A 19,724-nucleotide genomic window follows, 5' to 3' on the forward strand; every position below is an offset into this window, starting at 1 on the left:
CCCCGCGCCGCGCGCCCGCCCCGCGGCCCCCGCCGCCGTCTCCGGCACTGGGTCACTTCGCCGTCTCCGGCACTGGGTCACTCCGGCAGCAGGGCGCGGTGGCGCCAGGCGAGGTCGGGGCGCAGTCCGGCGCCGGCCGCTGGAGCCCGGCCGGTCCGGGTACCGGTGTACGAGGTCAGGCGACCTGTGAAGATGGCGATGGCGGCGTCGAGTGCGATGTCCAGGCTCGTGCCGGTCGACTCCGGAGCAACCGTCCGAACAATCCCGGGAGTCCCGGCGGCAGCCTCGGTGACGGCATCGGATTGCTGAGCGGACACGACGGCCCCTCTCTGTAGGCCATGAAATCGTCTTACCGAAAAGGTAGAACTTTGCCCCGGCCGGGGGATCCCCTAGTTCTCCCACCATTCCCGAGTCAGGGGGGACTTAGGGGTGTTCTCGCGCGTTTTCAGCTCTCTACGCTCGCATGAAAAGCCCCGCGTGAACCAGCATCCGAAGGAAACTCATGACCGTGACTGCCCCGGACTGGGGACGGTTGAGCTCGCAGCTCCAGGGAGACGTCGTGCTTCCCGCCGATCCCGGCTACGACCTGGCCAAACAATTGCACCTGGCGGAGTTCGACCGATTTCAGCCGCGGGGAATCGCATACTGCGAGACGGCAGCCGACGTGGCAACCGCCATCGAATTCGCAGGGGCCCGCGGCATTCCCGTTCATCCCCGCAGCGGCGCGCACAGTCTGAGCGGTTCGTCCTCCGGATCCGGCCTGATCGTGGACACCTCCCGCATCTCCCACGTGCGGCTCGACGGATCGACAGCCCGTTTCGGGCCGGGTCTGCTGTCCGTGGACGGGGTCACCGCACTGAGCGGTGGCGCGCACCAACTGGTGACCGGAACCTTTCCCACCGTCGGCGCCGCCGGTTTCGTGACGGGTGGCGGTATCGGCCTCCACTCCCGCTCGTTCGGTCTCGCCGCCGACCGGCTGTTGTCGGCCACCGTCGTCCTCGCCGACGGGCGGATCGTCACCGCCTCCGAGAAGGAGGAACCCGACCTGTTCTGGGCGCTGCGCGGAGGCGGCGCCGGCTTCGGCGTCGTCGTGGAGTTCGAGTCCGAGGCGGTCCACGCCCCGCGAGGCGTCCACTTCACGACGGTGTGGGCGTGGCAGGACGCGCACCGTGTCCTGGAGGCGTGGCAGGAGTGGATCGTCTCGGCACCCCGGGAGATCGGATCGTCCGTGCTCGTCGTGCTGCCCGAGGCGACGGCGGACGCCGTGCCTGTCGTGCAGATCGCCGGGGTGTGCTGGGGATCGCGCGAGCTGCTGGACGACGCACTCGGGGCGTTCGTCTCCGCGACCGGGGCGAGCCCCGAGGCGACCGACGTGACGGAACTGCCGTACGCCGACGTCCTGATGCGGATCTACGGCTGCGAGGCCATGCATCCGGACGAGTGTCACCGCATCGGGCACGGCCACGACGCTCGCATCGAGCGGATCGGCACCCAACGGGAGCGGCACCGGGTCTTCGACCAGCCGCTCAAGGGAACCGCGCTGGACCGGGCCCTGGACGTGTTCGACGCCGACCGCCGCGCGGGGCACACACGGTACCTGTGGATGAACACGGCCAACGGCGCGGTGCGGGATGTCGGCCGCAGCGAGACCGCGTTCTGGCACCGGGACGCGGAGTACCTCATCGGCTACGCCAACCTGGTGCCCGACGGCGCGCCGCAGCCGGAGGAGGAGCAGGCCATGCGCGCCTGGGTCGACCGCGGGTTCGCGGTGCTGGACCCGCTGTCCACCGGCGGCGCCTACGTCAACTTCCCCGACCCCGACCTGCCCGACGCGCCGCGCGCGTACTTCGGGGGGAACCTCGCCCGGCTGCGGAGGGTCAAGTCCGCCTACGACAGCGGCAACGCCTTCGCGTTCGCAGGCGGTACGGCGGGCTGACCGCAACCCCCTGCGACCACCGCACGGCCACGCGGTGGTGCACGCCCCGGGCCGGGACGACGTCCCCGGCCCGGGGCGTTCGTTCATCCGGCCGCGTTGCGCACCGGAGGGGTGGGACCGGCGGAGAAGCCGCCGTCCACGGCGATCTCGGCACCGGTCAGATAGGCGGAGACGTCGGACGCCAGGAACGCCACCAGTCCGACGACGTCCTCCGGCAGTCCGACCCTGCGCAGCGCCACCCCCTGGTGGTTGCCGGCCCCCGGCGGTGGCGCGATCCCCTCGTTCATCGGCGTGGCGATCACGCCGGGATGGATGGAGTTGACCCGGATGCCGTACTCGCCGAGTTCCAGGGCCGCGGTCTTGGTCAGACCGCGCAGGCCCCACTTGGACGATCCGTAACTCGCCGAGCCCGCGACGCCCTTGAGCCCGGAGACCGACGAGACGTTGACGATGGAGCCGCCACCCGCCCGGCGCATGGACTCGACGACGGACCGTATGCCGAGGAAGGGGCCGACCAGGTTCACTGCCAGGGTCCGGGTGAAATCCGCTGCGCTCTCCTCGACGATGTGCCGGGAGTGGAACACGCCCGCGTTGTTGACCAGGATGTCGAGCCCGCCGAACGCACTCTCCGCCGTCTCCACGGCGTGTGTCCACTGCGGCTCGTCCGTCACGTCCAGATGGACATAGCGGGCGGCGTCACCGAGTTCGACCGCCACCTTCTCGCCGGGTTCGTCCAGGACGTCGGCGAGGACGACCCGTGCGCCCAGCGAGGCGAACCGCCGCGCGGCTGCCTCTCCCTGGCCCCGTGCGGCGCCGGTGATCAGGGCCGTCCTGCCCTCAAGCGTGATCATGTTCTCTCTCTCCTGACATGGCTGGGATTCCGGGTGCTGCCGAGCGGGCAGCAGTGACTCACGCGGCGTTCTGCGACGACCGGCTCGCAGCAGTGCCCGACCACTCCAGGTCGGCCGGCAACTCTTTGCGGCCCTTGACACCGAGCTTGCGGTAGACCCGGGTCAGATGCTGTTCCACCGTGCTGGCGGTGACGAACAACCGGTTCGCGATCTCCCGATTGGTGTAACCACGGACGGCCAGCACCGCGACCCGGAACTCCGACTCCGTCAGTGCGGTGGCCTCCTGAGACGGTTCCGGTTCCGCGGTCCCGCCGCGCAACTCCTCGGGCACCGCGAGCAGCAGACGGCACAGGGGTTCTGCCTCGCAGAGGGCCGCCATGTGCCGGGCCCGGCGGAACACCATGCGGGCCCGGCGCCGGTCGTCCAGCTCATGGTGCGCGAGGCTCAGCGCCGTCAGCACCCGGGCCTGTTCGTAGCGGTCGCCGGCCGCCTCGAACAGTTCAAGGGCTTCCGAGAGCAACTGCACCCTCCGGCCCACCGGGCCGGCGACCGCGAGGACGTACAGGGCCGTCGCCCGGCTGTGGCCGACTCCGGCGTCCGGGCGGCCGAGCTGCTCGTACAGCAGCCGCTTCACCTGGCTGTGGTTGCCCAGCCGCAGCCACGCCTCGGCCGCGCCGGTGCGCCACGGCACGGCCCCGGGCACGTCCGCGCCCCAGCTGTGCAGCAGGTCTCCGCAGGCCAGGAAGTCGGCGAGGGCGGCACGGTGATGGTCCGTCGCCAGGTAGTAGTGTCCGCGCGCATAAAGGTAGGCGAGCCCCCAGCGGGACCTGAACAGGGTCTCCGGCACCGACCAGGTCACGTACTGCGCCGCCTCGTCGAACCGGCCCAGCCGGGCGGTGGCCAGCAGCAGCGTCGCCAGGGGCAGGCCCACCGCCACGCCCCACGCATCGGGCGAGAGCAGGTCCAGCGCCTCGCGGGCCTGCTCGGCGGCAGTGGTGAGTTCCCCGAGCCGCAGCGACACCTCGGCCTTCAGGGCCAGGGCCAGTGCGCGGCTGCGGGGGGCGCTGCCCGGGGAGAGCATCAGTCGCGGTTCCTCGCACCATCGGCGGGTCTCCTCGTGCTGGCCGTCGGCCAGCAGCACGGACAGGGCAAGGAGTCCCGCCTCCTCCGACCATGGGCTGCGCCGGCTCATCCGCAGGTCGCCGAGGACCTGGACAGCACGATCGGCCACCTCTCCGGCGCGCGCGTGGGTCAGGGCGTCTGCCAGGCAGGCGGACTGGGCCAGCCACGGGTCGGTCTCGGACAGAGCCGCCGGTGCGGCGGTGGGCCGGGCGGCCAGGCGTCGTCGGCCGGCCAGCGCCGGGTACGCCCACGACAGCCACTGGTGGACCTGCTCCACGGCCGCGGTCTTGGCGTTCGTCGGCTGCCGTCCGGAGTCCAGCCCGGCGAGCACCTGGCTCGCGTCGTCCAGCCGGCCCAGCCAGAGCAGCTGCCGGACCAGGGTGACGGCGTCGCCGGGCTCAAGGTGTCCGGCATGCGCGCCTTCGATGACGCTCCCGAGATGCCGGGGCATGGACCGGTCGTCGGAGCGCCATGCCGACTGGAACAGCCGCAGCCGCACGGCGGTGCGCACGGGTTCGGCGGAGCATGCCTCCAGGGCGAGGCCGAGGCAGTCGACGGCGACCTGGTCGTCTCCGCGTGCCTCGGCGAGATCCGCCGCCTCCCGGAGCACGTGCACGGCCCCGGGATCGGCGTGGCGGGCCGCGACCAGGTGCCGGGCCACCGCGTCGGCGCGTGCCCCGAGCCTCCGTAGCGCTCGGGCGGCCGCGCGGTGGAGTTCACCGCGCTGCCGTGCGGTCAGGTCGGCCATGACGGCGCGAGGCGCGACGGGGTGGCGGAAGGCGCCGTTGTCCAACAGGCCCCCGGCCGTCATCGCCTCCAGGATGTGGTCGACGGTGTCCCCCGGCTGTCCGGTCAGTTCGGCCAGGGCCGCGGGTGTGGCGTCCGTCCCGAGTACGGCGAGGGCGATCGCGATCTCCCGGGTCGTCTCGCCCCACCGGCAGAGCTGGCCGAGCACGGCGTGCCCGTAGCCGTGCCGCCGCACCCTGCCCGCCACCTGATGGTCCTCGATCAGCGCACGCAGCAGACCGGGGTTGCCGCCACTTGCCTGGAAGAACTCGTCCGTCAACCCCTCGTACGTCGAACCGAGCCGGTCACGGACCAGGTCGGCCACCCCCGTGCGGGACAGGGGACCGACGTGGAACCGGCGCAGGTGCGGCAGGCGCAGCAGTTCGTTCCGGAACGCCGGTTTCGAGTGCGGATCCTCGTCGGCGGTCAGCACCAGGAGGACCGGGGCAGCCACCGTCCTGCGCGCCAGGGCGAGCAGAGCGCGCAGGGACTCGTCGTCCGCGTGGTGGACGTCGTCGACGCTGATCAGCAGGGGCTGCCGGGCCGCGAGGTCCAGCAGGGCACGGCTGATCTCCTGAAGCGTCTGGGCGGTGAAGTGATCCGGCCCGTCGTGCGGCCGCAGGCCACCTGCCGGCTCACCGGTGTCGTAGTAGCCCGCCAGCCGCCCGACCCGGTCGACGACCTCGGCCGGCAGAGGCACCCGCTCCAGCAGTTGGCCGAGCACGCCGTAGGGCAGCGCCTCCTCGGCCGGGGAGGAGACGGCCCGGAGCACCAGCGCGCCCGCCGCGGACGCCTCTTCGCAGACGGTGGCCAGAAGGTGCGTCTTTCCGCACGCCACCGGGCCGCCCAGGAGGGCCAGGCCACCTCTGCCCTGTGCGGCAGTGGCCTTCAGAAGACCCGCTAGCTCACGAAGGTGTGCATCTCTTTCAGCCAGTTTCATCCTACCCCCGTAGCGTCATCAAGAGAAACGCAAATCCCAGTAAGGACGCTAACAATCAGCCGCGTCGATCGATGGTGTCTCCATCCACTGGTCGGGAACTGCCGGTCCACTGGGTGCCGCGCGACCGGGGAACCGGCCTGGATACCGGCCCAAACTGACCGGTCGGCAAACTTTCAGCAAAGTAGTGAAGTTGTGACTTCGACCACAACCATTGGCTGTCGCTTGATGGTTCTTGGTTGACTACGGAACGAAGAGGTTGCATCTTTATGCAGGTCACGGGGGTAATGAGGATATGGACTGCGTCGCGAGCTTTGCCGCCGTGACTTCAGTGTGGCGTCCGCGGATCAACCCGGCCAACTTTCGATAACGAGCAAATCGGCAAATCTTCGCGCATGCGCGAGGATTGAGGGGATTGTCGTGCACTTTCGAACTCTTGGGTCACTCGAAGTCATAGGAGATGAGCAGCCGCTGCCGATCGGCGGGTTCAACCGGAAAGCCATTCTCGGCTACCTTCTCCTGAAATCGGGGGAAGTCGTCTCGGTTCGGCAGCTTGTCACAGCGCTGTGGAGCGAGAGCCCTCCACCCACTGCCCGGAAAATGGTTCAGAACGGGATATCCGGGCTGCGTCGGCTGCTTGGCGCGGGTGAACAGCAGACCGTGCAGCTGCTGACCCGGGATCCTGGATATGTGCTGCAGGTGCCGCCTGAGAGCATCGACTTCACACGGTTCGAGCACCTCGCCAGGACCGGCCGCAGCAGACTGGCTCATGGCGACGCCGCGGACGCCAGCCTGATTCTGCGCGAGGCACTGGCGCTGTGGCGCGGCCCTGCCATGGCAGACCTCGCCGAATTCGGTATCGAATGGCCTGAGCTGAACGCGCTTGAGAACGCTCGGCACGCCGCTTACGAGGACTGCGTCCAGGCCGAGCTGAGCCTGGGCCGTCACCACGAACTGGTCGGAGAACTGGAAGCGGCCTCGGCCGAGGAACCGGTCCGTGAGCGACTGTGCGGCCAGCTGATGCTCGCTCTCTACCGCTGTGGCCGCCAGTCCGACGCGCTCATGGCGTACCAACGCACCCGCTCCGCCCTGGTCAAGGGATTCGGGCTCGACCCGGGACAGGAGCTGAAGGAACTGGAGAGGCGGATCCTGCGGCGGGACGCGACCCTCGACGACCCTGACGGTGCGGCGTCGCTGCCTGCCGCCGCCGGCACCCTCCCCCGCCCACCCGAGCACTCCGGCGACTTCACCAACACCTCGGCCTTACTCGCCGAGCCGCCGACGCAGCCGGGGCTCCAGCCGGCCGCCGCACCTGCGGCGCAGACGTACGCCGCCGGGGAACGTCCCGGAGAACGCACCCACGCCAGCGTCGTGCGGGTGTCCCTGATCCCGGGCACGGCTGACGGCCTGGACCTGGACAGCGCCGACTCCGAGGAGATCGACTCCCTGGTGAAGACCGTCACCCTCGCCCTGGACGAGGAGGTCCAGCGGTTCGGTGGCACGGTGCGGATGGCCCTCAACACCTCATGGCTGCTGGTCTTCGGTATACCGCGCTCGCACGAGGACGACCCCGAGCGGGCCGTGTCCGCGGCCTGCGCCATCCGGCGTCGGCTGCGCTCGCTGCTGGACGCGCAGCCCGCGCCGGCCTGTTTCGCCACGGTGTCCCCGCGCGTCGTCGTGGCCACCGACGAGGTGGTGGCCACGTACCGAAGCTACGGCGACGAATGGCCGACCGCCATCACCGGCAAGGCTCTTTACGCCTGCGAACGCCTCCTGTCGATCGCCGACTCCGACAGGGTGCGCATCTGTGACAACACCCGGCAGAGCGTCGAGGACCGGTTCAGCTGCTCGCTCGCCGGTCAGGTGGCGGACGGCTGGGAGGTGGACGGAGCGGCCCCGCGCCGCGCGCCCCGCTCGCGGCTGCCCTTCACCGGCCGGCGGACTGACATGCAGACTCTGAGGACGGTCCTCGACCAGGTCCTGCGCCGACAGCGGCCCCAGGTGCTCACCGTCGTGGGCGAAGCCGGGCTCGGCAAGACCCGGTTGGTCGAGGAGTTCCTGCGGGGGGTCGAGGAGAGCGAAGCGCCCATCATCCAGCTGGTGGGCCGCACCCCGCCGTACGGTCACGACGTTGCGCTGAGCGCGCTCGGCGGGATACTGCGCGGGTACGCGGGAATCGACGAGTCGACCTCCCGCGCCTACGCCGAGCGGCAGCTGCGGGACGCCGTCGAACGGCTGGTCGGGCGCAACGAGAAGTGCAGCTGGCTACTGCACCGGCTGCTGCCCTGCCTGAACCCCGAGGGCGCCCATGTCGAGCCGGAGGACCGGCGCGAGTTCGGTCTGGCCTGGCGTCAGCTGGTCGAGGAGATCGCGGCCGACCGACCGTTGATCTTCGTCCTTGACGATCTGCACTGGGCCGACGAGACCCTGCTCGGCGTCATGGCAGAACTGTCCGAACACACCGGTCCCGTACCGGTGCTCCTCATCGCGACCGCACGCCCCGAGGTGCTCCAGACACGGTCCTGCTGGCGCGGCGGACGCCACGACGCCGGCACCATCACCCTGGACCGGCTCTCCGACGCCTCGATCCGGACGTTGATCTCCGCTCATGCCACGGCCGGTGGCACCGACCGGGTGCCCGTCGCACGACGGTCCGACGAGACCGACCCCGCGGCCGGCCTCATCGCCCGCATCGGCGGGAACCCGCTGTTCGCGGAGGAGTTCCTCAATCGCCGCGGCGCCGCCGGCGACCGCGCCACGCTGCCCCGTCGGATCCGGGGCGTCGTCACGGCCCGGCTGGACATGCTGTCCCGGTACGAGCGCGCCATGCTGCGGGACGCGGCCGTGCTGGGCGACCGGCTGTGGACCGGAGCGGTGGCCGCAGTGAGCGGCCAGGACCGCGGCGATGTCGGCAACACCCTCAAGCGCCTTGAGGCCAAGGGATTCCTGCAGCGGGTCAGGTACGGCAGTGTCGAGGGGGACGAGGAGTACGTCTTCACACAGGCCGTCGTCCAGGAGGTCGCGTACGGTCAGTTGACCCGCCGCGCCCGTGCCGAGAAGCACTGGCGGGCCACCGACTGGCTGGCCGCCCTGCCGGCGGACCGCGCCGGGCTGCTGCCGCACCACTTCGAGCAGGCCGTCGCCCTGGGACAGAAGACCGAGCTGTCCGAGCACACCGCGCGGTGCTTGAGTCTGCGCGCCCAGCACGCCTTGGCGCAGGCCGGACAGCGAGCCCTGGCCGAGGGGGCCTACGAGGCGGCGGCACTGTGCCTGCACAGCGCGATCGGCCTGTGCCCGCCGCTGCACCCGGAGCGCCAGCGTCTGCTGTCCCTGTACCGCCAGTCTCTGGCACCTCACAGGGCCCGGCAACGCCACCGCGGCCCCCGGCCTCTGCCGGGCACCGGTATCTCCGAGGAAGAGGCGTGTCCGGCGAACGCCTAGTCGGAGGACCAAGGTCCGGCGGAGCAGGCTGACTGCCTGGCGGCGGCCTGTGCTTCGCGAGGTGGCGGCGGGCGTGATTCCTGCGGGTGTCGCGGCCGCCGGCCTCCTTCAGAGGCCGACCCCCCTGGCCAGGAGCACCGCGCCGTGCAGGGAGGAGAGGCCGCCGAGGGCCGCCTCGCGCACGGTAACGCGTCGGCCGGAGCGGGCCAGACGTGCCACCGCCCGAGCCACGCCATCGGTGAAGCCAGGGATACCGCGGGCGAACCCGCCGCCGATCACGGCCACATCGAGCGCCAGCAGCTCGCTCACCCCGACCACTGCCGCGGCGACCGCCTCACAGCTCTCCCCGACGGCCTCGACCGCCCAGCCGCTTCCGTCGGCGAGGGCTCCGGCCAGCTCCTCGAACGAGACGTCCGTTCCCCGCAGTCGTGTCGCGCGTCGCAGCGTCGCGGGGCCGGAGGCCGCTGCCTGGACGCATCCTTGGCGGCCGCAGGTGCAGACGGGTCCCGAGCGGTCGACGACCAGATGACCCAGCTCGCACGAGCCACGTCCCCATCCGGGCAGTGGTCGGCCGGTCACGAGCACCCCGCCGGCTATCCCCGTGCCCACACCGACGTAGACCACATCCTGGAAGCCCGCCGCGCGGGCCTCCGCGAGCGCCGCAAGATCGCCGTCGTCGGCCCAGTTCACCTGGGCGCTCGGAAACAGCGCGTGCAGCGCCGAGCCCAGGTCGAGCCCGGTCCATGACGGCCGGTTGGGCCAGCCGACGACCCGCCCCTCTGCATCGACGGACGCCGGCATCGCCACCCCGACGGAGAGGATCGGCCGCCGCCAGCGCTCACGCAGGGCTGCGGTCCACTCGGCCAGCGCCGTAAGATCCGCCGACCAGCCGGGCCCGTCCGCCGCGGCGGGCCGCCGGGGCCAGCGGAATGAGATCTCGCAGGGCTCCAGGCCCTCGCCCTCGGCGCGAAGGGCGACCTTGGTGCCGCCTACGTCGATACCGAGAAAACTCATCGGCTCTCCTGCGTCCGGGCCGTTTCGGTGAGCACGGCTGCCACTGTGTCCGCCACCGCCGCGGTCCGCTGTTCCACGTAGAAGTGACCCCCCTGGAACACCCGCAGGTCGAAGCGGGTCGTCGTGTGCTCGCGCCAGGCGGCCACATCGTCCACCGAGACCCGTGGGTCGGACTCCCCGGCCAGACCGATGACCGGACAGCCGACCGTGGCGCCCGGCTGGCAGGCGTACGTCTCCAGGGCCCGGTAGTCCGCGCGCACCACGGGAAGATACAGACGCAGCAACTCCTCCTCGCGCAGCAGCCGTTCGTCAGTACCGCCCAGCGCCCGCAGCTCGGCCAGCAGCTCCGCGTCGTCGAGCAGGTGCACCCGCTCGTACGGCGGCCTGGCGGGAGCACGCCGTGCGGAGACGAACAGAGCCGACACGGGCCGGTTCTCACGTTCCAGGAGGCGGGCCGTTTCGAACCCGACCAGCGCGCCCATACTGTGGCCGAAGAGCGCGAGCCGACGGTCCGCCAGCGGTTCGAGAGCTTCCGCGACCCGGCGCGCCAGCGTCGGCAGGTCCGCCACGGGCTCCTCCCGGTAGCGGTCCTGCCGCCCCGGATACTGGACCGCCATCACCTCGATCCGTCCCGACAGTTCACCCGAGAGCGCCTGGTAGTAACTCGCGGACCCGCCCGCGTGCGGCAGCACGACCAGCAACGGGGCATCCGGGGGTGCGGAGTGGAAGCGCCGAAGCCAGGTGCCGGGTTCCACGGTCTGTGCACTCATGTACGGCCTTGTCTGTGGCGGTCTGTCACGTGTCCGTCGGGGTGGGTGGGAGTGGGGGGATGGCGCACGGGTGGCCCGGTCAGCTGTCGACGCTCCCCGCTCGGGCCACCCGGGAGATCAGCGCGCGGGCGCCGAGCCGGTAGCCGAGCGGGCCGAGGCCCACGATCACGCCGGACGCGAGCGGGGCGATCACGGACTCGTGGCGGAAGGTCTCCCTCGCCCAGACGTTGGACAGGTGCACCTCGATCCAGGGGTGCGGATAGCTCGCGAGGGCGTCGCGCAGGCTCCAGCCGGCGATCATGAGCGCTCCCGGATTGACGACCGCGCCCACGGTGTCGTGGCTGTCGTGGATCGCTCGTACGAGATCACCCTCGGAATCGCTTTGCACGGACCGAACATCCCAACCGGCCTCCGCCACCTCCTCGGCCACCCATTTCTCCAGGTCCTGGAGGGTGGCGGTCCCATATATCTCCGGTTCACGTCGGCCGAGGATTCCCAGGTTGGGACCGTTCAGCAGCAACATGGCAGCCATCTTTCACCTCTCGCCGTCAATCAGCAGATCACCCGACCCACTTTCGGCTGCTGCTGTTATAGCAGGACCGCATTCACTCCACCGGAATTCCCGCTGGACTCGGAAACCTGAGGGGGAATATAGGGGTAGGGCAGGGGGTTCGGGTGCGTGCGTACTCACTGCTCTCGGGGCATCTGCGCCAGACAGCCGGCGACGTCCTTCTCCGGCACATCGGTCACCAGTTCCGCGCCGTGCGGGCCGTCGAGGACGAAGCCGAGGCCGGCCACCGCCTTCTTGTCGAGCCGCATCAGGGCGATCAGCCGGCTGTCGTCCACGTCGGCGGGCAGCCTCGTGGGCAGGCCGTACCCCGCCACGACCGTGCGGTGCTCCTCGCGTCGCGCCGCGTCGATCCGGCCGAGCCTCTCGGCGAGCCGGCCGGCGAACACCGTGCCGACGGCTACGGCCTCGCCGTGCCGGAGCCGGAAGTCGGTCGCCGTTTCGAGAGCGTGGCCGAGCGTGTGGCCATAGTTCAGCACATGCCGCAGCCCGGAGTCCCGCTCGTCGGCCATGACGATCTCCGCCTTGCGCGCCACGCTCGCGGTGATCTGCTCGACGAGCGGCAGCCGGTGGATGCCCTCGACGCCGATGAAGTGGCAGCGGGCCAGCTCGCCGTAGCCGTTGACGCGTTCCCGGTGCGGGAGGGTCTCCAGGTAGTCGGTGTCGCACAGGACCGCCCGCGGCTGCCAGTAGGCGCCCACGAGGTTCTTGCCCTCGGGGAGGTTCACGGCCGTCTTGCCGCCGATACTCGCGTCGACCTGCGCCAGCAGCGACGTCGGCAGATGGATCACCTGCACCCCGCGGTGGAAGAGGGCGGCGCCCAGCCCCACCGTGTCCGTCGTCGTACCGCCGCCGCACGAGACCACCACATCGTGACGGGTCAGCCCGAAGTCGGCGAAAGCCCGGCACAGCTCGATCACCGTGTCCCAGTTCTTGTGCCGTTCCCCGTCCCGCGCACGCAGCGACAGGTAGGGGATGCCGGGATCAGGCGTCCACTCCTCGGGACGGGCGGAGACCACCACCGCCTTGCGGGCGCCGGTCGCGGCGACGAGCTCGGCCAGTGAGTGCCGCACCCCCGGGCCCACGCGCACGCAGTACGAACGTTCGCCCAGACCGACGTCGATCTGCCGGTACGAGTCCTTGATCTGCACCGCATCCATCGTGCTTCCCCCTATGCCGACTGCAGTTCCGGAACGGGCACGGCGGGCGCCGCACGCAACGCCGCACGCACGGCCCGGGCAGCGAAGGCTTCCGTCGCCGCCGGAATGCCCAGGCGTGCGTGCGTCTCGCGCGCATGCCGGAACAACAGGTAGTTCACGGGCGGAGCCGCACCGGCGTCCCCCGGGACCAGAGCGCGGGTGGCACGCACGTAATCCCGCCAGGACGTCTCTTCGTGCTCGCCGCGCCAGATGTCCTCGGACTGCTCCGAAACCTGCTCCGCGACGTGCCGATCGGCCAGCTGGGCGATCCGGGTCCGTTCCCCCGGGGACAGTTCCGTCGCCCGGGACTCCCAGTACAGGAACAGGAAGCCGAGTCGGTGCGCGTCCGGGACCAGACCGGCCAGAGTGCGCAGATGCAGCAGGGCCAGCGACCGCTGCGTGTCCTCGGGCAGCCCCCCGTCCCGCAGGGCCGCGAGCGCCAGGTCGCTGGAGGCCGAGGCGAGTGCCACGGTGAGCCCCTCGGCCGCGGGCGAGCCGCTGAACGCGCCTGCCGGCACGCCGGGCGGGGAGCCGAACGACCAGGTCGACGGAGAGCCACCCCCCTCACGTCCACGCAGCCGGTCCGCCGTGTCCGTCAGGACGGAGTCGTGCGAGTGGAACCACACGTCCACCACCAGCGCCCCGCCGTCCTCCCTCCGGTGGAAGAACCACCGACTGCCGGGGTCCGCCGCGCGCAGTGCGGCCACCGCCTCCGGAAGTCCGGGAGGAATTACGGAACGTGCTTCCGGTATTGACCTTTCCGCTGTGCGGAGATGATAGTTCGCCCACCTGCGAGACATTCTTGAGCCTCCAGAATTCTTGTCCGCTGCAACCACTCCCAGATGCTAGGCGCAACGCACCCACGGCTTTCGGAGATCCCCGAATGAAGGGGGTCCGGCAGTGCACTTAGGGACCATATAGGGGGGTCGTCAGGGGGTTTTCCAAAGCGGTGTCCGGCGATACTCGCTGTGCCGTCCTGCCGCATTCCCGCACAGCAGAGGAGCTTCACCATGTACGACGTCGATGCCTATCTGGCGCACTTGGGACACAGCGGACCGGTCGAGCCCACCGTCGGAACACTTCGGAGTCTTCACAAGAAGCACCTCATGACAGTGCCGTTCGACAATTCGGTCAACGCGGAGCGGGGTGACTACATATGGGACTACGTGGAGATCGATGTCGACCAGGCGTTCGACAGCCTGATCCGCGGCGGTGGCGGCGGCACCTGCTTCGAGCTCAGCGGCCTGTTCCGCCGTCTGCTGACCGACCTCGGCTATCAGGTGGACATTCTCGCGGCCGGCGTACGCGGCCCGGACGGCGGGTTCGGCCCCGACCTGGAACACCTCTTCACCGGCGTCCACATCGACGGCTCCGTCTGGCTGGCCGATGTCGGCTTCGCCGGCCCGTCGTTCATCGAACCGGTCCGGGTCGATGCGGAACCGCAGGACCAGTACGGCTGTTCCTACCGGGTCGTCACGCATCCGCAGGACGAGCGATACCTGGTGCTGGAGCGCAGGGCCATCGGCACGGACTGGCAGCCGGTGTACCGGTTCCGGCTCCGGCCACGCACACTGGCGGAGTGGAAGCGTGACCCGTCCCAGTCCGAGGTCCTGAACCCGGAGTGGAACTGGGCCGGAGAGCTCGTGTCCAACACGACCGTGATCCGCTCCCGGGCCTTCGACACGGGCCAGATCATGCTGGTCGGCCGGCGCTGCCTGACCGTGGACAACGGCCGTGAGGAGTTCAAGGTCCTGGTCAAGCGGGAGGATTACGACGCCACGGTCGGCACGATCCTGCGCCAGGCGGTGTGACGTGACGGTGCACAAGGACGACTCCGCGCGGTCCGCCCAGCTCGCGGCGGAGGACGTCGACGTCGACGTCCTCGTCGTCGGCTACGGGCCGGTGGGCCAACTGCTCGCCGTCCTGCTGGCGGAGAAGGGCCACAAGGTCGGCGTCATCGAACGGTGGCCCAGCGCCTATCCGCTGCCCCGGGCCGTCGCCTTCGACGGGGAGGCTGCCCGGATTCTCGCGGCGGCCGGAGTCAGCGACTGCTTCGCCCGGATCGGCGAATCGTCCCGGGACTACACCGTCACCAACCTCGCCGGCGACGTCCTGCTGCGCCACGACGCCGAGGACACCTACCGCAACGGGTGGCCGGACTCCACCTCGATGTACCAGCCCGGCCTGGAGGCGGCGCTCACGGAACGCGGTGCGAGCCTGCCCGGCCTGCGCCTGTTCCGCGATCACGAGGCGGTACTGCTGGAGGAGGACGGCGATCGCGTCACCGTCGAAGCGATCGAGGGAGCCACGGGACGGCGGCGCCGGTTCACGTCCGGCTGGGTGCTGGGCTGCGACGGAGCGAACAGCTTCGTCCGCGCCTCGGTGAACCCACAGTTCACGGACTACGGCCTGCACCACGAATGGCTCGTCTGTGACGTGGTGCTGCACGAGGACCGCACATTCGAGCACAACAACCTGCAACTCGCCGATCCGGGCCGGCCCCGGGTCGCGGTGTCCGCGGGACCGGGCCACCGCCGCTGGGAGTTCATGCGTATGCCGCAGGACGACCCCGAGACGTTCAACTCCGAGGAAAAGGCGTGGGAGTTGCTCCGGCTGTTCGACGTGCATCCCGGCAACGCGACCCTGGACCGCTTCACCTCGTACACCTTCCGGGCGCGGCTCGCGGACCGGTGGCGCTCCGGACGTCTGCTGATCGCCGGTGACGCCGCCCACCTCATGCCGCCCTTCGCCGGGCAGGGCATGTGCTCCGGCCTGCGCGACGCGGCCAACCTCGCCTGGAAGCTGGACCTGGTGCTGCGCGGGGTCGCGGGGGACGGGCTGCTCGACACGTACACGCCGGAACGCCGATCGCACGTGCAGAAGTCCATCATCATGTCGGTGAACCTGGGCAAGGTCATCTGCATGACCGACGCCAAGGCGGCGGCGGACCGGGACACGGTGATGCTGGCGTCCCGCAAGCGCGGCATCGGCGCTCAGCGTCCACAGACCGTGCTGGAGCGGCTGAAGGACGGCGTGGTGCTTCGGGACGCCGACGAAAGGCCGGTCGGCCTGGCCGGGCATCTGGCCCCGCAGGGCCGGGTGGCCGGTGCCCGGGGCACCGGGCGCTTCGACGAGATCGTGGGCACCGGCTTCGTCCTGTTGACCACTCAGAACCCGGCCGGCCTGACGGAAGGCGTCCTCGACGCCGGCCACCGCGCGTTCCTGGCGGACCTCGGCGTGACCACCGTGCGCGTGCTGCCCGCCGGCACGCCCCTGGAGGATCTCGGCGCGGACGACGTCGTGGACGTCGACCAGGTCTACCTGTCCTACCTGGCCGAACAGTCGGCCACCGTGGCTCTCGTCCGCCCGGACTTCTACCTGTTCGGAGCGGTGGAGCACGTCTCAGGACTGCCGGCGCTCCTCGAGAGCCTACGGCAACAGACGGCCGCAGTGGCCGTCGCCGGCTGACACCCGCCCCTTCTCCTGCCGGACATTTCGAGCCGGTCGCCCGCCGATGCGCACCGGCGGACGACCGCGCGCCCTTCCTCTGCACAGGACGGTCCCCATGAACCAGCTCATCCCGCCCTCGTCCAAGGACCGGTCGCGGCCGGCGGATCCCGCCGTGCCGCCCGGGCTCCCCGAGGATGTGGCGCAGCGGCTCACCGATGCGCTGGGCCGCCCTGCGGCCCAGCAGCCCGACTGGCCCGACCCGGCGCACACGCATGCCGTGCGCACCGCGCTGGCGAGCGCTCCGCCGCTCACCTCGCCCGCCGAAGTGGACCGGCTGGGCGTCCAGTTGGCCCGGGTGGCGCGAGGGGAGGCGTTCCTGCTCCAGGGCGGAGACTGCGCGGAGACCTTCGACGGCAACACCGAGTCCCACGTCCGGGGCACCCTCCGGGTCCTCACGCACATGAGTCTCGTCCTCGCCTACGGCACCGGCCTTCCCGTGGTCAAGGTGGGCCGGATCGCCGGACAGTACGCCAAGCCGCGCTCCAACGGCACGGACGCCCTCGGCCTGCCGGTGTACCGGGGTGACATCGTCAACTCACCGCTGCTGACGCCCGAGGCCAGGGCTGCGGACCCGGAACGCATGCTGCGTGCCCACAGCGAATCCGCGATCACCCTCAACCTGGTGCGCACCCTGCACCGGGACAGCGCGCTCGACATGGAGCAGGTGCGCGACTGGAACGAAGAGTTCGGGCGTTCCTCGGCCGACGGCCGGCACGAGGAGCTCGCCTCGCGGATCGGGCGCGGGCTGGGTCTGCTCTCCGCCTGGGGCACCGACCCGGGCGGCGCCGAGACCGCCGAGGTCTTCACGAGTCACGAGGCGCTGCTGCTGGACTACGAGCAGCCCCTGCTGCGGCCGCACCGCACGGCGGCCGGGACGACTCGACTGTACGCGCTCTCGTCCCACATGCTGTGGATCGGCGAGCGCACCCGTCAGCTGGACGGCGCCCACATCGCGCTCGCCGAGCTGCTGGCCAACCCGATCGGGGTCAAGCTGGGCCCTGGTACGACCCCCGCCCAGGCCCTGGAGTACGTCGAGCGGCTCGACCGGCAGCGGGTGCCGGGGCGGGTCACCCTCATCAGCCGTATGGGCAGCGACCGCATCCGGGACGTGCTCCCCCCGATCGTCGAGCGGGTCACCGCCTCCGGGCACGAAGTGGTGTGGCAGTGCGACCCGATGCACGGCAACACCCACGAGTCCCCGAGCGGGTACAAGACCCGCAGCTTCGAGCGGATCCTCGCCGAGGTCGAGGGCTTCTTCGAGGTGCACCGGCAGCTGGGCACCCACCCCGGCGGCATCCACGTCGAGCTCACCGGTGACGACGTGACCGAGTGCCTCGGCGGCGCCCAGGAGATCGACGACCTCGCGCTGGCCGGCCGCTACGAGTCGGTCTGCGACCCGCGACTCAACGCCGGCCAGTCCCTGGAACTCGCCTACCTCATCGCCGACATGCTGGAACGTCAGGCCGACAGCGGTATCGGGCGGGCGGGAGCCACCGCTTCCTGATCGACCGCATGTGCGGCGTCGTACGCGGCATGGGCGCGGGCGATGTCGCCGCTGTGCAGCTTGGCCCAGTCGACGAGGGCCAGGAGGGTCTCGTACAGCTCAAGGGCCATCTCCGTGCACTCGTACTCGACCCTGGGCGGGACGGTCGGGTAGACGGTGCGCACCAGCAGCCCCTCACGCTCCAGCTTGCGCAGATTGAGGGTGAGCATGCGGCGGCTGATGCCCTCGATGCCACGCTCCAGATCGGTGAAGCGCACCGGTCCCTTGGCCGCGGCGACGAGGATGCCGATGGCCCACTTGCCGGCCACACGGTCCAGGACCTCGCTCACCGGGCACGCCGGGTTGTCCACCTGCTCTGTCACATCGATGTGACTCCGGGACATAAAAGTGCCTCCTTCCGCAGGCCCTGATGGTTACACAAGATGGAGTCCGTAACAAAGTGAACCCCAAGAAAGGGAGTCCCATGTCCGCTCAGGCCGTGCCCGCACGGGCAGGCAGCGGTGCCTCTCGCTGGCTCGCGCTGGCGATCCTCTGCGCCGGCCAGCTGATGGTGATCCTCGACGGCACCATCGTGAACGTGGCGCTGCCGTCCATCCAGGAGAGTCTGGGCTTCTCCCCGTCGAACCTCGGCTGGGTCGTCAACGCCTACCTGATCCCCTTCGGCGGCCTGTTGCTGCTCTCGGGGCGGTTCGGCGACCTCTTCGGGCGCAAGCGCGTCTTCACCACCGGCCTGGTCGTGTTCACCCTGGCCTCCCTGCTCTGTGGCCTGGCGCAGAACTCGGCCATGTTGCTGGTGTCCCGCTTCGTCCAGGGCGTGGGCGGTGCCGTGACGTCCTCGGTCACGCTCGCCATGGTCGTCACCATGTTCACCGAGCCCAAGGAGCGGGCCAAGGCGATCGGTGTCTACAGCTTCGTGCAGTCCGCGGGCGGTACCCTCGGCCTGCTGCTGGGCGGTGTGCTGACGCAGACCATCAGCTGGCACTGGATCTTCTTCGTGAACGTCCCGATCGGCGCCGTGGCCGTCCTCATGGCCCAGCGCAACCTGCGGGCCGAGGACGGCGCGGGCAAGGGCAAGAGCACGGACGCGCTCGGCGCCGTGCTGATCACGGCCGCGCTCATGCTGGCCGTCTACACCATCGTCGAGGCGGCCGACTACGGCTTCGGTTCCGCCCACACCCTCGGCTTCGGCCTCGCCACCCTGGTCCTGCTGGCGACGTTCGTGGTGCGCCAGGCCAAGGCCCAGGACCCGCTGCTGCCGCCCCGGATGTTCAAGTTCCGCAACGTCTCCGGTGCGTTGGGAACGCACACCCTCATGATCTCCGGCATGTTCAGCTTCCAGTTCCTGGCCGTGCTCTACATGCAGAACGTGCTCGGCTTCGACGAGGTGCAGACAGGCTTCGGCGTGGTTCCCGTCTCGCTGCTGATCGGCCTGATGTCGCTGTTCCTCGCCCCACGCCTCATCGCGAAGGTCGGCCCCCGGCCCGTACTCCTCGTGGCGCTCGTGCTCATCTCCGGCGGTCTGGGCATCCTGGGCCAGATCTCCCCGCACGGCGCCTACTTCACCGACGTCTTTCCGGCGACCGTGCCGCTCGGCATCGGCTTCGGCCTCGCGATGCCGTCGCTGGCCGGCCTGGCCATGTCCGGTGCCACTCCCCAGGACTCGGGTCTGGCCTCCGGCATGTTCAACACCATGCAGCAGGTCGGGGCCTCCCTCGGCCTCGCCGTCCTCAGCACCCTGGCCGCCTCGCACACCAGCACTCTGCTGGGCGAAGGCACCGCCCGACCCGAGGCTCTGACCGGCGGCTACCAGCTCGCCTTCCGAGTCGGCTCCTGCTTCGTCCTCGGCGCCCTCGTGGTGGCCGCGACCGTGCTGCGCAACCCGCCCCGGCCTGGGAACGCCCCGGCCGCGCGCCCGAGCGCCTCCCGGGCGGCGGAATCGGACACCGCCTCGGCGTGAGCCTTCTGTCCCCGAGTCGTTCCCGTCTTCGCGTACCCGGGTACGAGGCGCGGACGTCACGGGTGACGCTGGCGTCATCCCGTGCGCGCGGTGGCCGCAAAGGTGCAGCTCAGTACGAGGTAGGGGTGA

Annotated in this window: 15 protein-coding genes; 6 read left to right on the top strand and 9 right to left on the bottom strand. The window is 70.5% G+C overall.

Annotation, left to right across the window (positions count from 1 at the left end; all coding sequences use genetic code 11):
• Positions 1 to 77 precede the first annotated feature (77 nt).
• On the bottom strand, positions 78 to 317 hold the full coding sequence (locus AB0M11_RS38055) for a hypothetical protein (protein WP_365712933.1): 240 nt from the start codon (positions 315 to 317) through the stop codon (positions 78 to 80).
• Between the two features lie 185 nt (positions 318 to 502).
• Here AB0M11_RS38055 and AB0M11_RS38060 point away from each other — a divergent pair, with 185 nt between their 5' ends.
• Positions 503 to 1,936 carry an FAD-binding protein gene (locus tag AB0M11_RS38060; RefSeq protein WP_365712935.1) on the top strand — a complete coding sequence of 478 codons (1,434 nt, stop codon included), beginning with the start codon at positions 503 to 505 and terminating at the stop codon, positions 1,934 to 1,936.
• A gap of 83 nt (positions 1,937 to 2,019) precedes the next feature.
• On the opposite strand, the gene AB0M11_RS38065 is transcribed toward AB0M11_RS38060, so the two are convergent.
• Together AB0M11_RS38065 and AB0M11_RS38070 are read right to left on the bottom strand one after the other, a co-directional pair.
• A complete protein-coding gene (locus AB0M11_RS38065) occupies positions 2,020 to 2,787 on the bottom strand; it encodes a glucose 1-dehydrogenase (RefSeq protein ID WP_365712937.1) in 768 nt (255 codons plus the stop codon).
• Positions 2,788 to 2,845: 58 nt separating this feature from the next.
• On the bottom strand, positions 2,846 to 5,635 hold the full coding sequence (locus tag AB0M11_RS38070; RefSeq protein ID WP_365712939.1) for an AAA family ATPase: 2,790 nt from the start codon (positions 5,633 to 5,635) through the stop codon (positions 2,846 to 2,848).
• Between the two features lie 417 nt (positions 5,636 to 6,052).
• On the opposite strand from AB0M11_RS38070, the gene AB0M11_RS38075 reads away from it, so the two are divergent.
• On the top strand, positions 6,053 to 9,073 hold the full coding sequence (locus AB0M11_RS38075) for a BTAD domain-containing putative transcriptional regulator (RefSeq protein WP_365712941.1): 3,021 nt from the start codon (positions 6,053 to 6,055) through the stop codon (positions 9,071 to 9,073).
• 108 nt (positions 9,074 to 9,181) lie between these two features.
• On the opposite strand, the gene AB0M11_RS38080 is transcribed toward AB0M11_RS38075, so the two are convergent.
• The 5 genes from AB0M11_RS38080 to AB0M11_RS38100 all read right to left on the bottom strand — a co-directional run bounded on the left by AB0M11_RS38080 (position 9,182) and on the right by AB0M11_RS38100 (position 13,331).
• Positions 9,182 to 10,087: an ROK family protein gene (locus AB0M11_RS38080; RefSeq protein ID WP_365712943.1), complete on the bottom strand. Its 906-nt coding sequence runs from the start codon at positions 10,085 to 10,087 to the stop codon at positions 9,182 to 9,184.
• Entirely contained in the window at positions 10,084 to 10,857 is a 774-nt protein-coding gene (locus AB0M11_RS38085) for an alpha/beta fold hydrolase (protein WP_365712945.1), read from the bottom strand. The genes AB0M11_RS38080 and AB0M11_RS38085 overlap by 4 nt, the downstream gene beginning before the upstream one ends.
• 79 nt (positions 10,858 to 10,936) lie before the next feature.
• Positions 10,937 to 11,389, bottom strand: coding sequence for a type II 3-dehydroquinate dehydratase (locus AB0M11_RS38090; protein WP_365712947.1), 453 nt, complete (start codon positions 11,387 to 11,389; stop codon positions 10,937 to 10,939).
• A gap of 155 nt (positions 11,390 to 11,544) precedes the next feature.
• Positions 11,545 to 12,570, bottom strand: a complete 1,026-nt coding sequence (locus tag AB0M11_RS38095) for a 3-dehydroquinate synthase family protein (protein WP_365712961.1) — start codon at positions 12,568 to 12,570, stop codon at positions 11,545 to 11,547.
• 26 nt (positions 12,571 to 12,596) lie between these two features.
• Positions 12,597 to 13,331 carry a hypothetical protein gene (locus AB0M11_RS38100; protein WP_365712949.1) on the bottom strand — a complete coding sequence of 245 codons (735 nt, stop codon included), beginning with the start codon at positions 13,329 to 13,331 and terminating at the stop codon, positions 12,597 to 12,599.
• 303 nt (positions 13,332 to 13,634) lie between these two features.
• Between AB0M11_RS38100 and AB0M11_RS38105 the strand changes: the two genes are divergently transcribed.
• From AB0M11_RS38105 to AB0M11_RS38115, 3 genes are all read left to right on the top strand, one after another.
• Positions 13,635 to 14,435: an arylamine N-acetyltransferase gene (locus tag AB0M11_RS38105; protein WP_365712951.1), complete on the top strand. Its 801-nt coding sequence runs from the start codon at positions 13,635 to 13,637 to the stop codon at positions 14,433 to 14,435.
• A gap of 1 nt (position 14,436) precedes the next feature.
• Positions 14,437 to 16,092, top strand: coding sequence for a bifunctional 3-(3-hydroxy-phenyl)propionate/3-hydroxycinnamic acid hydroxylase (locus AB0M11_RS38110; protein WP_365712953.1), 1,656 nt, complete (start codon positions 14,437 to 14,439; stop codon positions 16,090 to 16,092).
• Positions 16,093 to 16,189: 97 nt separating this feature from the next.
• Positions 16,190 to 17,638 carry a 3-deoxy-7-phosphoheptulonate synthase class II gene (locus AB0M11_RS38115; protein ID WP_365712955.1) on the top strand — a complete coding sequence of 483 codons (1,449 nt, stop codon included), beginning with the start codon at positions 16,190 to 16,192 and terminating at the stop codon, positions 17,636 to 17,638.
• Here the strand turns inward: AB0M11_RS38115 and AB0M11_RS38120 are convergent.
• Entirely contained in the window at positions 17,593 to 18,021 is a 429-nt protein-coding gene (locus AB0M11_RS38120) for a helix-turn-helix domain-containing protein (RefSeq protein ID WP_365712957.1), read from the bottom strand. The two genes, AB0M11_RS38115 and AB0M11_RS38120, sit on opposite strands and share 46 nt — an antisense overlap.
• Positions 18,022 to 18,101: 80 nt before the next feature.
• Here AB0M11_RS38120 and AB0M11_RS38125 point away from each other — a divergent pair, with 80 nt between their 5' ends.
• A complete protein-coding gene (locus tag AB0M11_RS38125; protein WP_365712959.1) occupies positions 18,102 to 19,595 on the top strand; it encodes an MFS transporter in 1,494 nt (497 codons plus the stop codon).
• Positions 19,596 to 19,724: the final 129 nt, after the last annotated feature.

It is taken from the genome of Streptomyces sp. NPDC051987 (assembly GCF_040680735.1).
GTDB lineage: Bacteria > Actinomycetota > Actinomycetes > Streptomycetales > Streptomycetaceae > Streptomyces.